The sequence below is a fragment of the Pseudarthrobacter sp. Hb11 genome, from assembly GCF_059383655.1.
The window spans coordinates 24472-42537 of the sequence record NZ_JBWZCM010000002.1 but is presented as its reverse complement, the minus strand read 5'-3'; the positions used below and the strand labels follow the sequence as shown (position 1 = coordinate 42537).

The window sequence follows — 18066 nt, the reverse complement described above, 5'->3', positions numbered from 1 at the left end:
TCCCACGTCTCGCTTCGCTTCGCCGCGGGCCCCTCGCCGGCGTGGGCCCATCCTCCCCATAGAATGGACAGATGACCTTAAGCGTTGCGCTCGGCCCTGATACGCAGGAGGGCACCCGGACCGGCACAGCGGAGTCAACAGACTTCCTTGCCGCGCCGGACATCCCCTGGAACCTGGTGATCTGGAATGACCCCGTTAATCTGATGAGCTACGTCAGTTACGTGTTCCAAAGCTACTTCGGCTACCCGGAAAGCAAGGCGAACAAGCTCATGATGGAGGTCCATAAAAAGGGCCGCTCCATTGTTGCCTCCGGCAGCAAGGAGCAGGTGGAGCGCCATGCCGTGGCGATGCACGGCTTCGGGCTGTGGGCCACGGTGGAGAAGGCCAGCGGCGGGTCAGGCGGCAATGCAGGCAAGTCCGGCGGGCCGGGCCAGGGTAAGGGGAAACGTGGCTAAGGCGTTCAAGTACGGACTTAAAGGCATCACCGGCTATCTGGAACCGGCCGAACGGCAACTGCTGCGCAGCCTCATCGACGACGTCATCTCCATGCTCCAGCCGGAGGAGCGTCAGGGCCAGGACCCGCTGGCGGCCCTGATCGGCCTCGACATGGAGGTGGCCGTGCCCACGGACCGGGCGGTGAAGCGGCTCCTGCCCAACGTGATGAAGAACGACGACGGCGCGTCCCTGGAGTTCCGCCAGCTCACGGAGCGCTCGCTGCGGGAAACAAAGATCGGTGCCCTCCGGGCGGCGGCACTTGACCTGGACAAGGACGAGATCGTGCTGACCGCTGACGGCGCACGGCACTGGTCGATGGCCCTGAACGACGTCCGGCTGGTGCTGGCCGAGCGGCTGGACATCCAGGACGAGGAGGACGCCGAGCACGTCCACCTGATGCAGGACTGGTCCCAGGCCGAGGACGTTGAAAGCTACCTGGCACTGGTCTACAACTTCGCCACCTGGCTGCAGGAGTCGCTGGTCCAGGCCATGCTGCAGTCCCTGGACACCGGCCGTTGACCGGCCGGCCGTTCCCGTCCCTGGCCTGTGACACATTAGACATGAGTCACAGGCCACAAGATGCTGCCTGAGCCTGCAGGGAAGACCTATCCTCGAATAATCATGACAACAGCCTCGAGCATGGACCCGCACGTTGAAGCCGCAGCGGTGTCCGAAGCCGGCGACCTCCCGGCCGCGGCCGTGGAATCACGGCCCATTGGTGTCTTCGACTCCGGCGTAGGCGGGCTGACGGTGGCGCGCTCCATCATCGACCAGCTTCCCAACGAGTCCATCCTCTACGTGGGGGACACGGCGCACGGACCGTACGGCCCCCTGCCCATCGCGGAGGTCCGGGCCAACGCCCTGGGCGTGATGGACGAACTGGTGGACTCCGGTGTCAAGCTGCTCACCATAGCCTGCAACTCGGCGTCGGCCGCTGTGCTTCGTGACGCACGGGAGCGGTACACGGCCAAGTACGGCATTCCGGTCATCGAGGTCATCCAGCCGGCCGTGCGCCGCGCCGTTGCCGCAACACGGAGCGGCCGGGTAGGCGTGATCGGCACCTCCGCCACAGTGGGTTCCCGCGCCTACGAGGACACCTTCGCCGCCGCCCCGGATTTGGTCATTACATCGGTGGCCTGCCCGGAGTTCGTGAGCTATGTGGAAGCCGGAATCACCACCGGGCCGGCCCTGCTGGCCGTCGCGGAGGAATACCTGGCCCCGCTCAAGGCCGCCGGCGTGGACACCGTAGTCCTGGGCTGCACCCACTACCCGCTGCTCACCGGCGTGATTTCCTTCGTTATGGGAGCGGACGTGACCCTGGTGTCCAGTGCCGAGGAAACCGCCAAGGACGTCTACCGGGCCTTGGCCACCCACAACCTGCAGCGCACCGGGGACACCCCTCCGGAACACCACTTCGTGGCGACCGGCGATGCCCACCAGTTCGAGGCACTGGCCCGCCGGTTCCTTGGTCCCGAGGTACTCTCGGTCCGGCACGTGGATCATGTGGCCGCCCAGTACCCCACCGGCAGCCTGGCCCGCATCACCCCCGAAATGATCGCCGCGGCCCAAAACGCCAGGAGCCGCCCGCGGATTTCCAACTTCGTGGGCAGTTCAGTGACCGGGGGTTCCGGCCAGTGAAGCTCACCATCGTAGGCTGCACGGGATCCTTCCCCGGCCCGGGCTCCCCGGCATCGTGCTACCTCCTGACGGCGAACGACGGCGAGCGGACCTGGAAAGTGGTGATGGACCTGGGCAGCGGCGCACTTGGCGCTATCCAGCGGTACACCGACCTCGAGGACATCGACGCGATCTTCCTCACCCACCTGCATCCGGACCACTGCATGGACCTGTGCGGCCTGCACGTGGCTGTCCGGTGGAAGCCGGGCGGCTGGGGCCGCGGCCGGATTCCGGTATGGGGACCGGCCGCCACGGCAGACCGGATGGCCACCGCGTACGGCCTGGAGCTGGACCCGGGGATGCACGAGGAGTTCGACTTCACCAACTGGGCAGAACGCGAAGCCGTGACCGTCGGCCCTTTCACCGTGACACCCTTCGCGGTGAACCACCCCGTGGAGGAGGCGTACGCCCTGCGGGTGGAAGTGGTGGAGCCGGACAAGGAAGGCAACAACGTCTCCCGGACCCTGACCTACTCGGGTGACACAGACTCCTGCGCGGGGCTGGAGGAGGCGGCCAAGGACTCCGACCTGTTCCTTTGCGAGGCAGCCTTCGAGGAAGGCCGCGACGACGGCATCAAGGATGTCCACCTGACCGGCAAACGCGCAGGGGAAGCCGCAGCCGCTGCCGGGGCGCGACGGCTCCTGCTGACCCACATTCCGGTATGGACCTCGCCGACTACCGTCATGGCGGAAGCCCGTCCGGTCTTCGGCGGCGATGTCGCCGTGGCTGTCGCCGGAGTGCATTACACCATCTGAGCGGCGCCGGTCCGGCGGCACCCGGACTCTCGCTGCGGCCGGCAGTGGATAAGCTAAAGGCATGACTTCTGAAGCAACTGCAGTGCCCATCGTGCGCGCCGACGGCCGCGCCCCGGACCAGCTCCGGCCCATCAGCATCACCCGCGGATGGTCCAACCAGGCCGAAGGCTCGGCCCTGATCGAGTTCGGCAACACCCGGGTCCTGTGCACCGCGTCCCTCACTGCCGGAGTTCCCCGCTGGCTCAAAGGTGAGGGCCGCGGCTGGGTTACGGCCGAGTACGCCATGCTGCCCCGGGCCACGAACACCCGTTCCGACCGTGAATCAGTCAAGGGAAAAATCGGCGGCCGCACCCACGAAATCTCCCGGCTCATCGGCCGCTCCCTGCGCTCCATCATCGACACCAAGGCCCTGGGCGAGAACACCATCGTGCTGGACTGCGATGTCCTGCAGGCGGACGGCGGAACCCGGACCGCAGCCATCACCGGCGCCTACGTCGCGCTCGCGGATGCCATCCGGTTCGCCCGCGACAACAAGCTGATCGCCAGGAACGCCCAGCCCCTCATCGACACCATCGCAGCGGTGTCCGTCGGCATCATCGACGGCGTTCCGATGCTGGACCTGCCCTACGTTGAGGACGTCCGGGCGGAGACCGACATGAACGTGGTGGTGACGGGCTCCGGCAAGTTCGTGGAAGTGCAGGGTACCGCCGAAGGTGCGCCCTTTGACCGGGCCGAACTCGACCAGCTGCTCGATCTGGCGCTGCTGGGCACCACCCAGCTTGCTGCCATCCAGCGCGAAACCCTGGCAGACAGCCTGTGAGCGCGGCCACCGCCGCGCCGCGCCTGGTGCTTGCCACCCATAACAAAGGCAAGCTCCGCGAGCTGCGGGAACTGCTGCGCGGGCAGGTGCCGGGGCTCGACGTCGACACGCAGGTGGTGGACGCGGCGGCGGCAGGTGCCCCCGACGTCGTCGAAACCGGTGTGACGTTCGCCGAGAATTCTTTGCTCAAGGCGCGCGCTGTCGCTGAAGCGACGGGCCTCGTGGCCATTGCCGACGATTCCGGCCTTGCCGTGGACGTGATGGGCGGGGCGCCGGGGATCTTCTCGGCTCGGTGGGCCGGCAGCCACGGCGATGACGAAGCCAACCTGCAGCTGCTGCTCAACCAGCTCTCCGACGTGCCGGACGCCCACCGGGGCGCGGCCTTCGTCTGCGCCGCGGCCCTGGCGGTACCCGGTACGGACGCAGCCCCGGGGCGCGAGGTGGTGGAGTACGGGCAGCTGGAGGGCGTCCTCCTGCGCGAACCCCGCGGCGCCGGCGGTTTCGGCTACGACCCCGTGCTGCAGCCGGCGGGGGAAAACCGCAGCTGCGCGGAGCTGTCCGCCGATGAGAAGAACGCGATCAGCCACCGCGGCAAGGCCTTCCGGGCGCTCCTGCCGGCCGTTGTGGAGGCCCTGCACAACCGCTAGCGCATTCCTGCTTAAACAGCTGTGCTCCCCGCCGGAACGGGGAGCACAGCTGTTTAAAAGGTTCAATCGGATAGCGCCGCGGCAGCCTACTCTGAGCGGGTGCCCTGGATATGGCGGGGAGTCTTGTGCTCGTTCTCGGGAGCGTGTTCCTCGATGAACTCGTCCACCGGGTCGGTGCCGTAGGCCTTCGCCTGGCGCTTTGCGGACAGGCCGCGGAGGACCTCGATGCCGATGGGCAGGACCGAGACCAGGACGATGGCGATGAAAATGATGTCCAGGTTGTCGCGGACCCAGGGGATACGGTCGCCCAGCAGGTAACCCAGGAGCGTCACGCCGCCGCCCCAGAGGACTGCGCCAATCACGTTGAAGAGAAAGAATTTCTTTTTGTTCATCTGGGCGACGCCGACGATGACGGGAACGAATGTCCTGATGATCGGAACGAAGCGCGCGAGGATCAGCGCTTTGCCGCCGTGCTTTTCGAAGAAGGCGTGGGCGTTCTCAACGTTTTCGCGCTTGAAGAGGCGGGAATTGGGCTTGTTAAAGATGGCCGGGCCGGCCTTTGAACCAATCAGGTAACCGGTCTGGTTGCCGATAATGGCCGCCACAATAATGAGCAGCGCAAAAAGCCACACATTGAACTTGATCGTGTCAGTGGCCACCAGCAGGCCCGCGGTGAAAAGCATGGAGTCGCCCGGCAGGAAGAAGCCCACCAGAAGCCCGGTTTCCGCGAAGACGATGCCGCATACAAGCAGGACCACCCAGGGTGCCAGGGCAGGATCGGCCAGGAAGACCTGGGGGTTCAGCCAGTCGGGCAGGAACGATGCCAGCTGTGGCTGCACCGGTCCCGCACCACCCAGCATGGACACAGCGAAGTCGTTCATCACAGGAAAGTTCACCCCTCAAGGGTACTTGACGCACCTCCTGCCCCTGGCGTAGATGAAACTCCCGACAGTCGGACTGGTGATATCCATGACAGGGCGGCACGGCTGACCCGGGAAGGTCAGCCGCCGGAGGTAAGGTTGCCCCGTGGGTTTGGACTTTACGGCGATCGACTTCGAGACTGCGAACGGATTCCGGGGCTCGCCCTGCGCCGTTGGACTGACGAAAGTCCGGGGCGGACGGATTGTCGAGGAAGCGTCGTGGCTGATGCGCCCGCCCGCCAGTCACGATCATTTCGATTACCACAACGTCCGCATACACGGCATCACAGCCCGGGACGTGGCGGGAATGCCGCGCTTTGGGGAGCTCTTCCCCGAAATCGGCGCCTTCATCGGCGATGACATCCTCGCCGCCCACAATGCTGCCTTTGACCTGGGGGTCATCCGGTCCGGCCTTGAGGTCTCCGGCCTCGCGGGTCCGGGCTACGACTACGTCTGCACCGTGATGCTGTCCCGGCGGTGCTACTCCCTGGTGTCCAACTCCCTGCCGTTTGCCGCCGAGGAAGCCGGCGTGCCCCTGGTTAATCACCACGACGCCGCCGAAGATGCCAGGGCGTGCGCCGGCATCCTCATTGACATCGCCGGGCGCAACCGAGCCAACAGCATCGCGGAGCTCTACCTTTCCCTGGGGCTCGTGATGCCGCGCCAGGAGGCCTTCGACCCGGCCCGTGACGGGTTGTCGAAGCCGAGCCTGGCCGCGATCTCCGCTGCAGCCGGCAGCGGAGCTGCGCTCGTCCGGCCGTTCCAGTCGGGCTGGCCTGAGGAGGGGGCGAACCCGGACCCCAACCCCGATGCCCACCCCGGCCATCCGCTTTACGGCCAGACGGTCGTTTTCACCGGACAGCTTTCCATGGGCCGGCCGGAAGCGAAAGTGCGCTCGGCAGAGCTCGGTGCCCGCCCTGAAAGCCGCGTCACCGGGCGCACCACGGTCCTGGTGGTGGGTGACGGCTTTGTGGCTTCGGACCTCCGCTCCGGCAGGCTCACGGGCAAAGCGCGGCGCGTACTGGAGCTCCACGAGCGCGGCCAGGCCATCGAGGTCCTCTCCGAGGGGGAGTTCCTGCAGATGGTGGGCAGCTTCGCCGCTGCAGCCGTCAGCGCCTGAGGGCCTGGCCGTCCAGGTTCACAGGGCGCAACAAAGCTTCCACCCGGCGTCGGCCGCCCCTAGCCTGGGCTCATGCGCTCCGTGTTTGCCTTCCCCAACCCTGTCAACGAGTATGCTGCGCGCGTGACGGCCGGCCTTGTTGTGCTGCTGGCACTGGGGACCGCCGCCGCCGGGTGGGGATGGGGGCTGCTGGCCATCGCCGTCGGATTCTGGCTGCGGCTGCTGTTCGGCCCCCGGATCTCGCCGCTGGCACTGCTCTCTGTCAAGGTCATCACGCCCCGGCTGGGCCGGGTCAAGCTGGTTCCCGGGCCGCCCAAACGCTTTGCCCAGGGCATGGGAGCTGTGGTTTCCACCGTTGCGTTCCTCCTGTTCGCCGCCGGCGCTGCGCCCGCCGCCTGGACCGTGCTGGGGATCCTGATTGCCGCGGCGTCGCTTGAGGCCTTCTCCGGATTTTGCCTTGGCTGCGTGATCTTCGGGTTCCTGCAGCGGCGCGGCCTGATTCCGGAAGAAGTCTGCGAGGCCTGCAACAACATCAGCCTTCGCCGGTTGTGACCTTCACCAGCTGGTTGGCCATGCCGCGGATGACTTCGGGCGCCTCCAGGGCCTCCAGCCCATCGGCGGGAAGGCAGTCCTCGCCGTAAAAGGCGCCAAGGATATTCCCGGCAATTGAACCGGTGGAATCGCTGTCGCCGCTGTGATTGACGGCCAGGGCTACTGCTGTGCGGAAGTGCTGCACCGGGTCTGCGGCGCCTGCGCCGGCCGCCTCGCCGCCGTCGTCCGGCAGGGTGGCCAGGACGGCGTAAAGTGCGACGGCGAATGCTTCCTCAGCCACCCAGCCCTCGCCGAGTGCCTGGACCAGTTCCTCCGGCGTCACGATTCCCTTGCCTGCCAGCCGGAGTGCGCCCTCCAGCCGGTCAGGCAGTTCGGGGGCCACACCCTCGACCCCGGTGGCGTGTGCAACTGCTGCCGCCGCAGCTTCCCGCAGCCCGTCGCCGGCGACGAGGCGGTGGATGAGGACGCTGAACGTTCCGGCGCTCTGGCGCGCTGACGGGTGGCCGTGCGTCAGGGAGGCGGCGTCGGAACTCAACTTGTAGACGGCGTCGGGCGTGATGTGGGGGATGAGCCCGAACGGGGCGGACCGCATGACTGTCCCACAACCCTTGGACCCAGCGTTGACGGGCCGGATGGAGGTGCCCATTTCACCCGTTGCCAGGCCGGAGATGCAGGCCTTGCCGGGGTGCCGCCGCTGATGCAGTACGGACTGTTCGTCGATCCAGCGGGGATGTGCCACAGGGGCCGATGCCGGAGCTGCTTCCCCCTGCGTGGCGAGCCAGCGCAGGTAGGCCAGCCACAGGCAAGCGTTAACATCCGCACCCACCCCGGAGTTGGCCCACTCCAGCGCCTCCACCAGACCGTCGACGGTGTAGAGCGTCATTTGAGTGTCGTCGGAGAAGTGGCTGTTTCCCGCGAGGGCTGCGAAACCGGTCACGCCGGAAGCGCCAAAGCGGCTGCGGATCCGGTCTATCGAGTCGAACTCCACGAGATAGCCCAGGGAATCGCCCAACGCGCCGCCCAGGAGGCAGCCATGAATGCGGGACTTGAGGGAGGGCGTGGAAGTGTCCGGCTCGATGCTCATGCAGTAAATTTACCGTGACGCAGCACGGCTGCCCTGCGCGCACCGGCGTCGTTTAGCCCGCGCGTATATCGCCTTGTCCAGCGAACGCACAGCCGGCCCTGGAATAATACCTGGGTTGCCCGAAGGCAAAACCCCGTACGCCTACCTGAAGGTCGACACCATGAGCACGCCCGTCCTGGCCCGTCACGACGCACTGCAGTCCTCCGGAACTGTCAGTGGCAACCGATAGCTTAGGAACATGAGGCTACTTCACACATCGGACTGGCACTTGGGCCGGTCCTTCCACGGCGTCGGCATGCTGGATGCGCAGCGGGCCTTTGTCAACCAGTTGGTGGACGCCGTCACCCGGCACTCCGTGGACATTGTGCTGATCGCCGGGGACGTCTACGACCGCGCCCTCCCGGGCGTGGATGTGGTCCACCTGCTGGACGACGCCCTGGTCAGGCTGACCTCGGCAGGAGCCCAGGTAGTCCTCACCAGCGGCAACCATGACTCCGCCATCAGGCTGGGGTTCGCCTCGCGTCTGCTGGAGCGCGGCGGAGTGCACCTGCGGACCAGGCTTGAAGGCCTGGACCAGCCCCTGCTGCTGCCTGCAGCCGCAGCTGCCGAAGACGGGGCAGCTGCCGGCGAAGCCGTGGTGGCCATCTACGGCATACCCTGGCTCGAACCGCGGCTCGTGGCCGAGCAATTGGGCGTCCAGGCTGCCAGCCACTTCGAGGTCACCCGCGCGGCAACAGACCTGATCCGGCAGGACATCAGACGCCGGTCAGCTTCGGCAACAGTCCACTCGGTGGTTCTCGCCCATACGTTTGCCAGCGGGGGAATCAGCTCGGACAGTGAACGTGACCTCAGCATCGGCGGGGTGGGTGCGGTCCCGCTGGACCTCTTCGACGGTTTCAGCTACACCGCCCTGGGCCACCTGCACGGGCGGCAGTCCCTTTCGCCCCAGGTCCGGTACTCGGGCTCCCCGCTTGCGTACTCCTTTTCCGAGGCCTCCCACAACAAGGGCGCCTGGCTGATAAACATTGATGCCGATGGGGTTACCGGTGTCGAGGAAGTCCTGTGGGATGCCCCGCGTACCCTGGCCGTCCTGCGGGGTCCCCTGGACGAACTGCTTGAGTCGCCCGAGCACGCGTGGGCTGAAACCGCATACTGCCAGGTGACCCTCACGGACGCCCAGCGTCCTGCCCGGGCCATGGACCGCCTTCGTTCGCGCTTCCCTGACACCCTGGTGCTCGGGTTTGATCCCGAGGGCGGACCTGCCACCGCCGCCTCGACTTACAGCAGCAGGCTTGCCGAAGCGCCGGATGACCTCGCCGTATGCTGCGGTTTCCTGGAGCACGTGCGCGGCCGCATCCCGGACGACGCAGAGAAGGCCGCGCTCGCGGGCGCGCTGGAAAACGTCCGCCTCCAGGAGGCCTCGCGATGAGGATCCACCAGCTCCGCATCTCCGCATTCGGTCCCTTTGCCGGCACCGAGGAGATCGATTTCGACCGGCTCAGCGCGCACGGCCTTTTCCTGCTCAATGGCCCCACCGGGGCAGGAAAAACGAGTGTGCTGGACGCCATCTGCTTCGCCCTGTATGGCTCGGTGCCAGGAGCACGCCAGGACGGCAAACGCCTGCGCAGCGACCACGCCGAGCCGGGCCAGGAGCCCTGCGTCAGTTGTGAGTTCTCCGCCCAGGGCCGCCGCTTTGAGGTCACACGTTCGCCGGCCTGGGAAAAGCCCAGCGCCAGGGGAAGGAACGGGTTCACCACCCAGCAGGCGAAGACTCTCCTGCGGGAACGCGTGGACGGGGCGTGGGTTGAAAAGTCGGCCCGCAATGACGAGGCAGGCGCTGAAATACTCGCCCTGCTGGGCATGGACCGTGAGCAATTTACCCGGGTGGTGATGCTGCCGCAGGGTGATTTTGCAGCCTTCCTGCGGTCGAAGGCCACCGACCGGCTTGAGCTTTTGCAGAAACTTTTTGGCACCCAGCGGTTCGAAGCAGTTGAACAGGAGCTGTCCCGCCAGGCGCAGGCAGCGAAAGAAGAAGTGTCTGTCCTTGCCGGCCAGCTTGAGCTTTTGGCGGCCCGGGCTGAGTCGGAATCGGCAACCCTGCAGCTTAGTGAGGCCGATGGCCCGTCCCGGGACAACCCTGCTGCACGGCTCGACTGGCTGAAGGATGCTGCCGCCGAGCGCCTGCGCGAGCTTGCCCACGAGGCAAAAACCGCGGAAGCGGCAAGCCGGGAACGTGCCAACCGCGTCGAAGCGGAGACTGCACGCCGGGACCGGCACCGCAGGCTGGAGGAAGCCGCCACGAGGCAGGCCGCCGCGCAGGAAGCCCTGCCACGTCTGGAAGAGGTTGCCCTCCGGCTTGGCCGGCACCGCCAGGCAGAGGTACTCGCCGGACAATTGCGGAGTGTCGATGCCGGAGCGGTTAAAGTCCGGCGCGCAGCTGCCGCGATGGAATCGGCTTTCACCTTGCTTCGCCTCGCTGCCGGTGAAGACCCCGAACTGGCCCAGCTGGACCTCGGCTTCCCGGCAGATGACGCGCTGGACCTGGCCGGGCCAGCGGCAGTTCCGGGTGCAACGGACGAACTAAACCGGATTCGGTCCCTGCTGGCCGTGGTCGAGGCGAGACTTCCTGATGAGGACCGTCTCAAGGCGCTCCGGTCAAAGCATCAGCAGCTGCTGGCCAAACAGGATGACCTCACCGGGGCCGGTGCCGCGCTGGCCAGCCGTGTGGAGAGCCTCCTCAGCGAACGGTCGCGCCTCTCCGGCGGCCTGGGTCCGCTGGAGGTGGGTGCCGGAACGGCGGCCCTGCGTGCAAAGGAAGCAACGGCTGCCGAGGAGCTGCTGGACGTGGTCCGGCGGTATGCTGCGGCAGTGTCGGCCCGTGATGCCGTGAAACTGGAACACGACGCGGCCCGGGAGAACCAGCTGGAGACTAAACGGCACTGGCTTGACGTGAGGGAGCAGCGGCTGGCGAACGCGGCCGCCGAGCTCGCGGCGCAGCTGGTCGACGGGGAACAGTGCCCGGTGTGCGGAAGCCCCGACCACCCCCTGCCGGCGGTAGCGGATGGGGGCGGCCCGGGGCTTGCCCAGGACGAGGAAGCGGCCCACCAGCTGTATGAAGCCGCTGACGCAGGGTTTTCAGCGGCCGGCCACAAGCTGGCCGAGTCAAACCAGCTGGTAGCCGTCCTCGCCGGCCAAGGCGGGGAAACGGCCAAGGAGGAGGCCGCCAGCGCGGCCGAAGAGGCGCGCCGGGCTGCCGCCGACGCCGAACAGGCGGTCGGGGAGCTCGCGGCAGCCCGGTTGCGGCTTGAAACGCTTGAGGCGGGCATTGCAGCTGCACAAGCTTCACGTGCCGGCACCGAGGCAGAGCTTAATCAGGTGGTGTCCTCCCTTGCGGACGTGGCCGAACAGTCGTCCTCGCTCGACCAGGCTTTGGCAGGATTGAGGGCCGGCCACCGCAGCCTTTCCCACCGGTTGCGTGCCTTGGAAAACGCGGCAGCGATGCTGGGTAAAGCCGTTGATGCCCAGGCTGAGCTGAGCTCTGCCAAGGTCCAGGCTGCCGAGGCCTTGGAACAGCTGGAGCAGGCGTTGCCCGAAGCCGGGTTCGCGACCGCCGATGAGGCGCGCGAACACCTGCTGGCCGGCAGTGAAGCTGCTGCCCTGGAATCCGAGATGCGGTCCGCCCAGGATGAAGCGGCGAGGGTGGCGGAACTGTTCGCGTCAGCGGACATTGTGCTCGCCCTTGAGGAAGCGGCTGCCGGTCAGGTGCCCGATGAGCAGCAGCTCGCAGTCCATAAGGCTGAGGCTGCTGCCGCCCTGAAGGAAGCGCGTGACGCGGACCTGGCAGCAGGCATGGCCAAGCGCTGCCTCGAATCGCTGGCCTCCATCCGTACGGCCTATGACGAGCTTGCCGGATCCGCGCGGGGGCCTGCGGACCTGGCCCGCATGCTTGCCGGCCTGGCGGACGCAGCGGCCGGCCGGGGAGACAACACCTACCGGATGAGCCTGAACAGCTACGTGCTGGCGGCGCGGCTGGAGCAGGTGGCTCTGGCCGCATCTGAACGCCTGGTTGCCATGAGCGACGGCCGGTACCTCCTGCAGCACACTGACGCGAAGGCGGCGCGCGGTGCCAAGTCCGGGCTGGGCCTGGAAGTGGTGGATCAATGGACCGGGCACCGCCGGGACACGTCCACCTTGTCCGGCGGCGAATCCTTTATGGCGTCGCTCTCCCTGGCGCTCGGGCTGGCAGACGTAGTCCAGCAGGAGGCCGGCGGAGTCGAAATCGAGACGCTCTTTGTGGATGAGGGGTTCGGCAGCCTTGACGAGCAATCCCTGGAACAAGTGATGGATGCCTTGGAGGGCCTGCGGGACGGCGGCAGGGTAGTGGGGCTCGTCAGCCATGTGGGGGAAATGAAGCAACGGATCGGAACGCAGCTTCAGGTACTGAAGACCAGGAACGGATCTACGCTGCGGATCGCCGAAGCCCTGGACGTCCCGGTCTGAGGTTGCGGGCAAGCGCGGATATACTTGGACAGTTACCGGGTTTCGCGCATCGGGAGGAGGGACGATGCGCATGACTGAACGAGCCCGGAATTGAAATCCTCCACTTCCTTTTCATCTGGCCAGCCTCCTGCTTCGGGGCACGCCGTCCTTCCCGCCACGCAGGAACCCGACACACCGGAACCTGCCACGCAGGCTCCCATGCAGCCTGCTTCCGGCGGCCGTTTCGCCAGGCTTCCCCATCTCGCCGGCCGCGGCTTCATTCCCCTGGGTCTCTTTGCCCGGCTTCCCTTGGCCATGCTGACGGTAGGCACCCTGACCCTGGTCACTTCCAACAGCGGTTCTTATGCCCTGGGCGGCACTGCGGCAGGTGCGGTGGGCGTTGGCTCCGCCCTCGGCGCTCCGGTCCTGGGAGCCTTGGCCGACAGGCGGGGCCAACGTCCCATGCTGCTGTGGGCTGCCGTCCTTAATACCGCAGCCGTAGTGGCGTTGATCCTTGCAGCCTCTGCCATGGGCACGTCCGGAAGCTTTCCCGCTGCCGTGTTGGCCGCCGCGTTCCTCTCGGGGGCAAGCTGTCCGCAGGTAGGCCCGCTGGCCCGCGTCCGGTGGATGGCCCTGACGTCGCGGGGCAAGGCGCCGGATAACAGGCGGGACCTGGACACGGCGCTCTCGTACGAGAGCACGGCGGACGAAGTGACTTTTGTGCTGGGGCCTGCGCTCGTGGGAATCCTTGCCAGCCTCCTGGCACCCTGGCTTCCGCTCGCGCTGGCGGCAGCCATGACCATCACGCTGGTGCCCGCCTTTGCCGCGCATCGCACCCACCGCGCGGTGCCGGGGGCACGCCACGCGGTTCCGGCCGCAGAACGCCGCTCCCGGGTGAGGATGCCTGCCGCCGTCGCCCTGCCAGTGGTTGCGATGGTTTGCATGGGCACGTTTTTCGGCTCAACGCAGGCGGCTTTGAGTTCATTCTCGGCCAGCTACGCCACCTCCGAACTCGCCGGACTGCTGTATGCCGTGATGGGGCTCAGCTCGGCTGCCGCAGCCCTCTCAGTTGCCTACTGGCCGCAGCGTTTCAGCCTTTCCTGGCGCTGGGTGGTGTCCGCTGTACTGATGGCAGCACTCGCCGTGCTCCTGCTGGTGCCGTCGTCACTGGGTGCGATGGTGGCAGTGCTGCTCATCCTTGGGGTCCCCGTGGGCCCGGTGATGGTTACCGTCTTCGCCGTCGGAGGCGTGCTGGCCCCGGAGGGACGGCTGGGCACGGTGATGACCGCACTGGCCAGCGGCATTGTGGCCGGCACCGCGATCGGCTCGTCCCTGGGCGGCCGGCTGGCACAGGACCACGGCTACGCGGCGGCGTTCCTTGTTCCCGCCTGCGCGGCATCCGCGCTGGCACTCCTCGGAGCCGCGGCCGCCGTCGTGCTTCATCGCCGCAGCGTCCGCCGCTGACGAGGCTCAGCGTACCGGCGCACGCTCAGGTCAGCTGCCGTTCGATCCTGGCAGCGCTTTCTGCGAGCGCCGCGCCCACCACTGAAGGGTCGTGGGCGGAGCGGATGTAGACGACGGCGAGTGCTGCCGGGCGGCCGCCTGGCACACGGACGGGTGCGGCCAGGGAGGAGACCCCGGCGATGACCTCGTCATGGCTGGCGGAGTACCCGACGCGCCTGGCAACAGCCGCTTCGGGCCGGTAGGGAACGCCTGTCTCCAGCCGGTCCCACTCAGCTTCAGTGAGGGCAGACTGGATGGCGATGCCGGGTGCACCGGCATTGATTGGGTGCCGGGTGCCGGGATGCTGGGCCACCGTCGCGCCCGAGTGCCGCGGTTCCACTGTGACCAGGGTGATGCAGTCGTGGTGGTCCCACAAAGCCACGAACGCCGTCATGTCCAGGGTGTTGGCCAGGTGGGTGAGTTCGGGAAGGGCAGCACTCTGGAGGTTCCTCGAGACGCTCCGGGCCAGCACGGCGAGGCCCGGCCCGGGCTGGACCCGGCCGCCGTCGTCACGGACCAGGAGCGAGTGGTCCTCGAGGGTGCGCAGGATGCGGTACGCCACGGAACGGTGCACACCCATGGCATCGGCGAGCTCGGCGATGGTCATGGGGCCAGGTGCCGCGGCCAGGATCTCAAGGGCGCGGATGCCGCGGGAAAGCGTTTGGGAGGGTGAAGCCTGTGGCGGAGCTGCTTCGGCCGGGGCTCCGGCGGTGGGGCTCATGCTGTCCATCCTAGGTCGCTTGGTAGCGGTGTCGCGGCTCGTGTGCAGGGATTCGCCGAGGCGTGGCGTCCGCAATAAGAAACGGCGGTTCAAATATAGAACTTGCGGGCGTCCGAGTCCACTTGCCACTGTGGCGGGCAATAAAACACAGTGCAGCCGAAATTATGTTGGGGTGTGTCCCGCCTCACACTTTCGTAGTACTCTTTCAACTAACTGACCGTTCTGTCGGTAATTCTGAAGGCGTCCCGGCGGCGTAGCTGCCGATAAAACAATGGAGTTTCAATGACCACACCTTCCAAGGTGGATACCCTCGCTGGTCCCAGCACCCGGCGTGAGGAGCGTAAAGTCCTCGCCGGCACCCTGGTCGGCACCACCATCGAATGGTACGACTTCTTCATCTTTGCCCAGCTGACCGCAACGCTGCTGTCACCCCTGTTCCTGGCGCCATTGAACGAGTCCAACCCCGGACTCGCGCAAATCCTCTCGTTTGCCCTGATCGGCATCAGCTTCCTCTTCCGCCCGCTGGGCGCAGTGGTGGCCGGCCATCTCGGCGACCGCCTGGGCCGCAAGGCAATGCTCGTCTTCACCCTGGTGATGATGGGCGCAGCCACCGCACTCATTGGCATGCTGCCCACCTACGCACAGATTGGTGCCTGGGCACCCATCCTCCTGATCACCCTGCGCATCATCCAGGGCTTCTCGGCAGGAGGCGAGTGGGGCGGTGCAGCACTGATGGCAGTGGAACACGCGCCTCTGAACAAGCGCGGCCTCTTCGGCGCCTACCCCCAGATCGGCGTCCCGATCGGCATGATCCTGGCCACCGGCCTCCTCTTCTTCCTGAACACCAGCATGTCCAGGGAAGACTTTGCGGCCTGGGGCTGGCGGGTTCCGTTCCTGCTCTCCATCGTCCTCATCGTGGTGGGCTACCTGATCCGGCGTGCTGTTGCTGAAAGCCCGGTCTTCCAGGAGATGGCCGCGCGGAAGCAGGAAAGCAAGGCGCCGCTGGGAGTGCTGGTCCGCAACCACAAGAGGCCGGTCCTGTACTCCACCCTGATCTTCATCGGCAACAACGCTGCCGGCTACCTGCTGATCGCCTTCTTCATCGCCTATGCCACCAGGACGCTGCAAATGCCCACGCCCCAGGTCCTGCTGGCTACCACCCTGGCGTCCTTCGGCTGGCTGATCTTCACCCTGGCGGGCGGCTGGCTCTCTGACCGCATCGGCCGGGTCAAGACGTTCCTTATCGGCTACGCCATCATCTTCGCCTGGATGATTCCCATGTTCGCCCTGATCGACACCAGGAACATCTGGCTCTACGGTGTGGCGCTGTTTGTCCTCACCATCGGCCTCGGCCTGTCCTACGGGCCCATGTCCGCCATGTACGCCGAGATGTTCCCGGCCAACGTCAGGTACTCCGGCATTTCCATCGGGTACGCGTTCGGGGCCATCCTGGGCGGAGCCTTCGCGGCAACCATCGCCGAAACGCTGCTGCAGACCACCAAGTGGGCCGGATCCATCGGTATCTACATCATGGTCCTCTGCGTCATCTCGGCCATCGGTGTGCTGCTGGCCAAGGAGACCAAGGGCCGTCCGCTGGGCGTCAGCCACCACTGACCTCATCAACTCCGCAGTAGGGCGACGGGCCCGGACCACACTGGTTCGGGCCCGTCGCCGTACCGGCGGTACCAATCAAACCAGGGGACGCTGTTACTGCTTCAGGAAACTGATGGCGTCATCGTCCGTAAGCTGTTCAAAGTGGCGGTAGAAGCTGCCCACGGCCCGGAACTTTCCCGGCAGATGCAGGCACAGAACGGCGTCGCACACCCGCTCCACGGAGGCTTCCGCTTCGATGGAACCGACAGGGGCGGCGGCCACTATCGTTGTCGCGCCACCCTCGCGGACGGCTTCGACGGCGGCGCGCATGGTGGCGCCGGTGGCCAGGCCGTCGTCGACCAGCAGGACAGTCTTGCCCGACAGGTCGTGGTCTATTCCCGGATATAAATTGACGCGGCGCAGCAGTTCGGCGCGTTCGCGGTGCTCCACCTCGTCCAGCAGCTCCTGGCGCACTCCGTGCTCCAGTACCCGGTCCATCAGCGGCTTGTTGAGCAGGCGGACCGTTCGGCCGCGGGCCCATGCCACGGCGCCGTAGGCAGTTTCCTGGTGCCCCGGAATGCCGAGCTTTCGCACCAGGACAGCTCCCAGCGGGAGATAGAGGGCCTTGGCGGCCGAAGCCGCTACCGGGATGCCGCCCCGGGCAAGGCCAAGGACTACTGTGCCGGGCCGCTCACGGAACTGAGCGAGTACCGCGGCCAGCCTCTCACCGGCCTCAGTACGGTCTTCAAAGCGCGTCAGCATGTTTCCCTCCCGGCTACCAGCCCTTCCTTCAGCCTACCGCCGGGAAAAGGGCGGCAGGAGACAGCGGGCAGGCGGACCGGTATTTGTTAGACCGAGAGGAAAGTGATGGCTGCCTGTTTAAAGGCCCGGCTGGTGATTGCGTTGGTGTGGTTCCGGCCCGGCAGCATCACCTGTTCAACTATCCCCCCGGCCTTAGCCGCCAAGTCAGCCAGCTGCGGCAGGCTGGCAGCGCGTTCGTCCTTGTCACCGGCCACCAGGAGCATCGGCGCATGGGGAACGGCCTCGGCCGGGTCGTAGGGCTCGGCTTTAATCGCTTCGACCAGGGAGAGGAGCGCAAAGATGTTGTTGCTGGGCAGCAGCAGCGCCATTTTCAGCAGCCGGGCAGTGGACTCATCAGCGATCGGGGTCCCGTCGGCGAGGTAATCCTGGGCAGCGACGAGGTCGAAGGCCGCAAGCGGGTCCGCGACGTTCGGCCCGCCCAGCACCAACCGGTGCACGATTTCCGGCTGCGTGGCTCCGAACTCCCAGGCGAGCCGGGAACCAAGGGAGTAACCGACTATGTCCAGCCCGCTGGAGGGGTCGCCGTCCTGCACGGGCCGCACGCCGGCGTCGAACGCTACCTGGAGCAGGTCCGCCCGGATTCTGCTGGGGGAGTAGGAATCCCGGTCCTCAGGTGCTCCGCTTCGGCCGTGTCCTGGCAGGTCCACCGTGATGAGGCGGCGGCCGGCGTCTAGCAGCGCCGCCACCCAGCCGGTGTCTTCCCAGTTGAGCTTGCTGGAGGACGAGAAGCCGTGCAGCAGGAGGACGGGCCGGAGCCCGGCATCCACGGCGGGATCATGCACCCCTACGTACAACTGGGGATCTGTTCCCTCTACTGTGTGCAAGTGCTGCTCGCCGGTGTGCCTGCCGCTCATGGTGTCAGTCCTCATCAACTACGG

The 18066-nt window shown here is 66.7% G+C and carries 17 protein-coding genes; 12 read left to right on the top strand and 5 right to left on the bottom strand.

Annotated features, from left to right (window positions below):
* The first annotated feature begins 71 nt into the window (after nucleotides 1–71).
* The 6 genes from clpS (at nucleotide 72) to rdgB (ending at nucleotide 4394) form a co-directional block, all read left to right on the top strand.
* Nucleotides 72–455: an ATP-dependent Clp protease adapter ClpS gene (clpS, locus tag AC50X7_RS03950; protein WP_104042245.1), complete on the top strand. Its 384-nt coding sequence runs from the start codon at nucleotides 72–74 to the stop codon at nucleotides 453–455.
* Nucleotides 448–1014, top strand: coding sequence for a DUF2017 domain-containing protein (locus AC50X7_RS03945; protein ID WP_307094634.1), 567 nt, complete (start codon nucleotides 448–450; stop codon nucleotides 1012–1014). Before clpS ends, AC50X7_RS03945 begins: the two co-directional genes overlap by 8 nt.
* 102 nt (nucleotides 1015–1116) lie before the next feature.
* Nucleotides 1117–2133 (top strand): glutamate racemase, encoded by a 1017-nt coding sequence (gene murI / locus AC50X7_RS03940; protein WP_494977860.1) that lies wholly within the window; start codon nucleotides 1117–1119, stop codon nucleotides 2131–2133.
* The gene (locus tag AC50X7_RS03935) at nucleotides 2130–2927 is read left to right on the top strand and encodes an MBL fold metallo-hydrolase (protein WP_104042242.1); all 798 of its coding nucleotides are present in this window, start codon (nucleotides 2130–2132) and stop codon (nucleotides 2925–2927) included. Before murI ends, AC50X7_RS03935 begins: the two co-directional genes overlap by 4 nt.
* A 61-nt stretch (nucleotides 2928–2988) precedes the next feature.
* Entirely contained in the window at nucleotides 2989–3747 is a 759-nt protein-coding gene (rph, locus tag AC50X7_RS03930; RefSeq protein WP_104042241.1) for a ribonuclease PH, read from the top strand.
* On the top strand, nucleotides 3744–4394 hold the full coding sequence (gene rdgB, locus AC50X7_RS03925; protein ID WP_494977859.1) for an RdgB/HAM1 family non-canonical purine NTP pyrophosphatase: 651 nt from the start codon (nucleotides 3744–3746) through the stop codon (nucleotides 4392–4394). The genes rph and rdgB overlap by 4 nt, the downstream gene beginning before the upstream one ends.
* An 86-nt stretch (nucleotides 4395–4480) precedes the next feature.
* On the opposite strand, the gene AC50X7_RS03920 is transcribed toward rdgB, so the two are convergent.
* The gene (locus AC50X7_RS03920) at nucleotides 4481–5275 is read right to left on the bottom strand and encodes a DedA family protein (RefSeq protein WP_307097819.1); all 795 of its coding nucleotides are present in this window, start codon (nucleotides 5273–5275) and stop codon (nucleotides 4481–4483) included.
* Between the two features lie 145 nt (nucleotides 5276–5420).
* Between AC50X7_RS03920 and AC50X7_RS03915 the strand changes: the two genes are divergently transcribed.
* Both AC50X7_RS03915 and AC50X7_RS03910 read left to right on the top strand, forming a co-directional pair.
* Nucleotides 5421–6434 carry a 3'-5' exonuclease gene (locus tag AC50X7_RS03915; protein WP_494977858.1) on the top strand — a complete coding sequence of 338 codons (1014 nt, stop codon included), beginning with the start codon at nucleotides 5421–5423 and terminating at the stop codon, nucleotides 6432–6434.
* Between the two features lie 72 nt (nucleotides 6435–6506).
* Nucleotides 6507–6986 (top strand): DUF4395 domain-containing protein, encoded by a 480-nt coding sequence (locus AC50X7_RS03910; RefSeq protein WP_494977857.1) that lies wholly within the window; start codon nucleotides 6507–6509, stop codon nucleotides 6984–6986.
* Here the strand turns inward: AC50X7_RS03910 and AC50X7_RS03905 are convergent.
* Nucleotides 6967–8070, bottom strand: a complete 1104-nt coding sequence (locus AC50X7_RS03905) for an ADP-ribosylglycohydrolase family protein (RefSeq protein ID WP_494977856.1) — start codon at nucleotides 8068–8070, stop codon at nucleotides 6967–6969. The two genes, AC50X7_RS03910 and AC50X7_RS03905, sit on opposite strands and share 20 nt — an antisense overlap.
* Nucleotides 8071–8308: 238 nt before the next feature.
* On the opposite strand from AC50X7_RS03905, the gene AC50X7_RS03900 reads away from it, so the two are divergent.
* The 3 genes from AC50X7_RS03900 to AC50X7_RS03890 all read left to right on the top strand — a co-directional run bounded on the left by AC50X7_RS03900 (nucleotide 8309) and on the right by AC50X7_RS03890 (nucleotide 14013).
* Nucleotides 8309–9499 carry an exonuclease SbcCD subunit D gene (locus AC50X7_RS03900; RefSeq protein ID WP_494977855.1) on the top strand — a complete coding sequence of 397 codons (1191 nt, stop codon included), beginning with the start codon at nucleotides 8309–8311 and terminating at the stop codon, nucleotides 9497–9499.
* Nucleotides 9496–12570 (top strand): AAA family ATPase, encoded by a 3075-nt coding sequence (locus AC50X7_RS03895; protein WP_494977854.1) that lies wholly within the window; start codon nucleotides 9496–9498, stop codon nucleotides 12568–12570. Before AC50X7_RS03900 ends, AC50X7_RS03895 begins: the two co-directional genes overlap by 4 nt.
* A gap of 198 nt (nucleotides 12571–12768) precedes the next feature.
* Complete coding sequence (locus AC50X7_RS03890) at nucleotides 12769–14013, top strand: MFS transporter (protein ID WP_494977853.1); 1245 nt, start codon at nucleotides 12769–12771, stop codon at nucleotides 14011–14013.
* 25 nt (nucleotides 14014–14038) lie between these two features.
* Here the strand turns inward: AC50X7_RS03890 and AC50X7_RS03885 are convergent, their stop codons facing one another.
* On the bottom strand, nucleotides 14039–14773 hold the full coding sequence (locus AC50X7_RS03885; protein WP_494977852.1) for an IclR family transcriptional regulator: 735 nt from the start codon (nucleotides 14771–14773) through the stop codon (nucleotides 14039–14041).
* A gap of 282 nt (nucleotides 14774–15055) precedes the next feature.
* Between AC50X7_RS03885 and AC50X7_RS03880 the strand changes: the two genes are divergently transcribed.
* On the top strand, nucleotides 15056–16387 hold the full coding sequence (locus AC50X7_RS03880; RefSeq protein WP_307094641.1) for an MFS transporter: 1332 nt from the start codon (nucleotides 15056–15058) through the stop codon (nucleotides 16385–16387).
* Nucleotides 16388–16480: 93 nt separating this feature from the next.
* Here AC50X7_RS03880 and AC50X7_RS03875 read toward each other — a convergent pair whose 3' ends face one another.
* Both AC50X7_RS03875 and AC50X7_RS03870 read right to left on the bottom strand, forming a co-directional pair.
* Entirely contained in the window at nucleotides 16481–17128 is a 648-nt protein-coding gene (locus AC50X7_RS03875; protein ID WP_494977851.1) for a phosphoribosyltransferase, read from the bottom strand.
* 86 nt (nucleotides 17129–17214) lie between these two features.
* Nucleotides 17215–18042, bottom strand: coding sequence for an alpha/beta fold hydrolase (locus AC50X7_RS03870; RefSeq protein ID WP_494977850.1), 828 nt, complete (start codon nucleotides 18040–18042; stop codon nucleotides 17215–17217).
* Nucleotides 18043–18066: the final 24 nt, after the last annotated feature.

Coding starts and splice junctions, on each gene's coding strand:
- AC50X7_RS03885 (WP_494977852.1), bottom strand. CDS start 14,773: ATGAGCCCCACCGCCGGAGCCCCGGCCGAAGCAGCTCCGCCACAGGCT.
- AC50X7_RS03900 (WP_494977855.1), top strand. CDS start 8,309: ATGAGGCTACTTCACACATCGGACTGGCACTTGGGCCGGTCCTTCCAC.
- clpS (WP_104042245.1), top strand. CDS start 72: ATGACCTTAAGCGTTGCGCTCGGCCCTGATACGCAGGAGGGCACCCGG.
- AC50X7_RS03880 (WP_307094641.1), top strand. CDS start 15,056: ATGACCACACCTTCCAAGGTGGATACCCTCGCTGGTCCCAGCACCCGG.
- murI (WP_494977860.1), top strand. CDS start 1,117: ATGACAACAGCCTCGAGCATGGACCCGCACGTTGAAGCCGCAGCGGTG.
- AC50X7_RS03895 (WP_494977854.1), top strand. CDS start 9,496: ATGAGGATCCACCAGCTCCGCATCTCCGCATTCGGTCCCTTTGCCGGC.
- AC50X7_RS03920 (WP_307097819.1), bottom strand. CDS start 5,275: ATGAACGACTTCGCTGTGTCCATGCTGGGTGGTGCGGGACCGGTGCAG.
- AC50X7_RS03875 (WP_494977851.1), bottom strand. CDS start 17,128: ATGCTGACGCGCTTTGAAGACCGTACTGAGGCCGGTGAGAGGCTGGCC.
- rph (WP_104042241.1), top strand. CDS start 2,989: ATGACTTCTGAAGCAACTGCAGTGCCCATCGTGCGCGCCGACGGCCGC.
- AC50X7_RS03910 (WP_494977857.1), top strand. CDS start 6,507: ATGCGCTCCGTGTTTGCCTTCCCCAACCCTGTCAACGAGTATGCTGCG.
- AC50X7_RS03870 (WP_494977850.1), bottom strand. CDS start 18,042: ATGAGCGGCAGGCACACCGGCGAGCAGCACTTGCACACAGTAGAGGGA.
- AC50X7_RS03905 (WP_494977856.1), bottom strand. CDS start 8,070: ATGAGCATCGAGCCGGACACTTCCACGCCCTCCCTCAAGTCCCGCATT.
- AC50X7_RS03890 (WP_494977853.1), top strand. CDS start 12,769: ATGCAGCCTGCTTCCGGCGGCCGTTTCGCCAGGCTTCCCCATCTCGCC.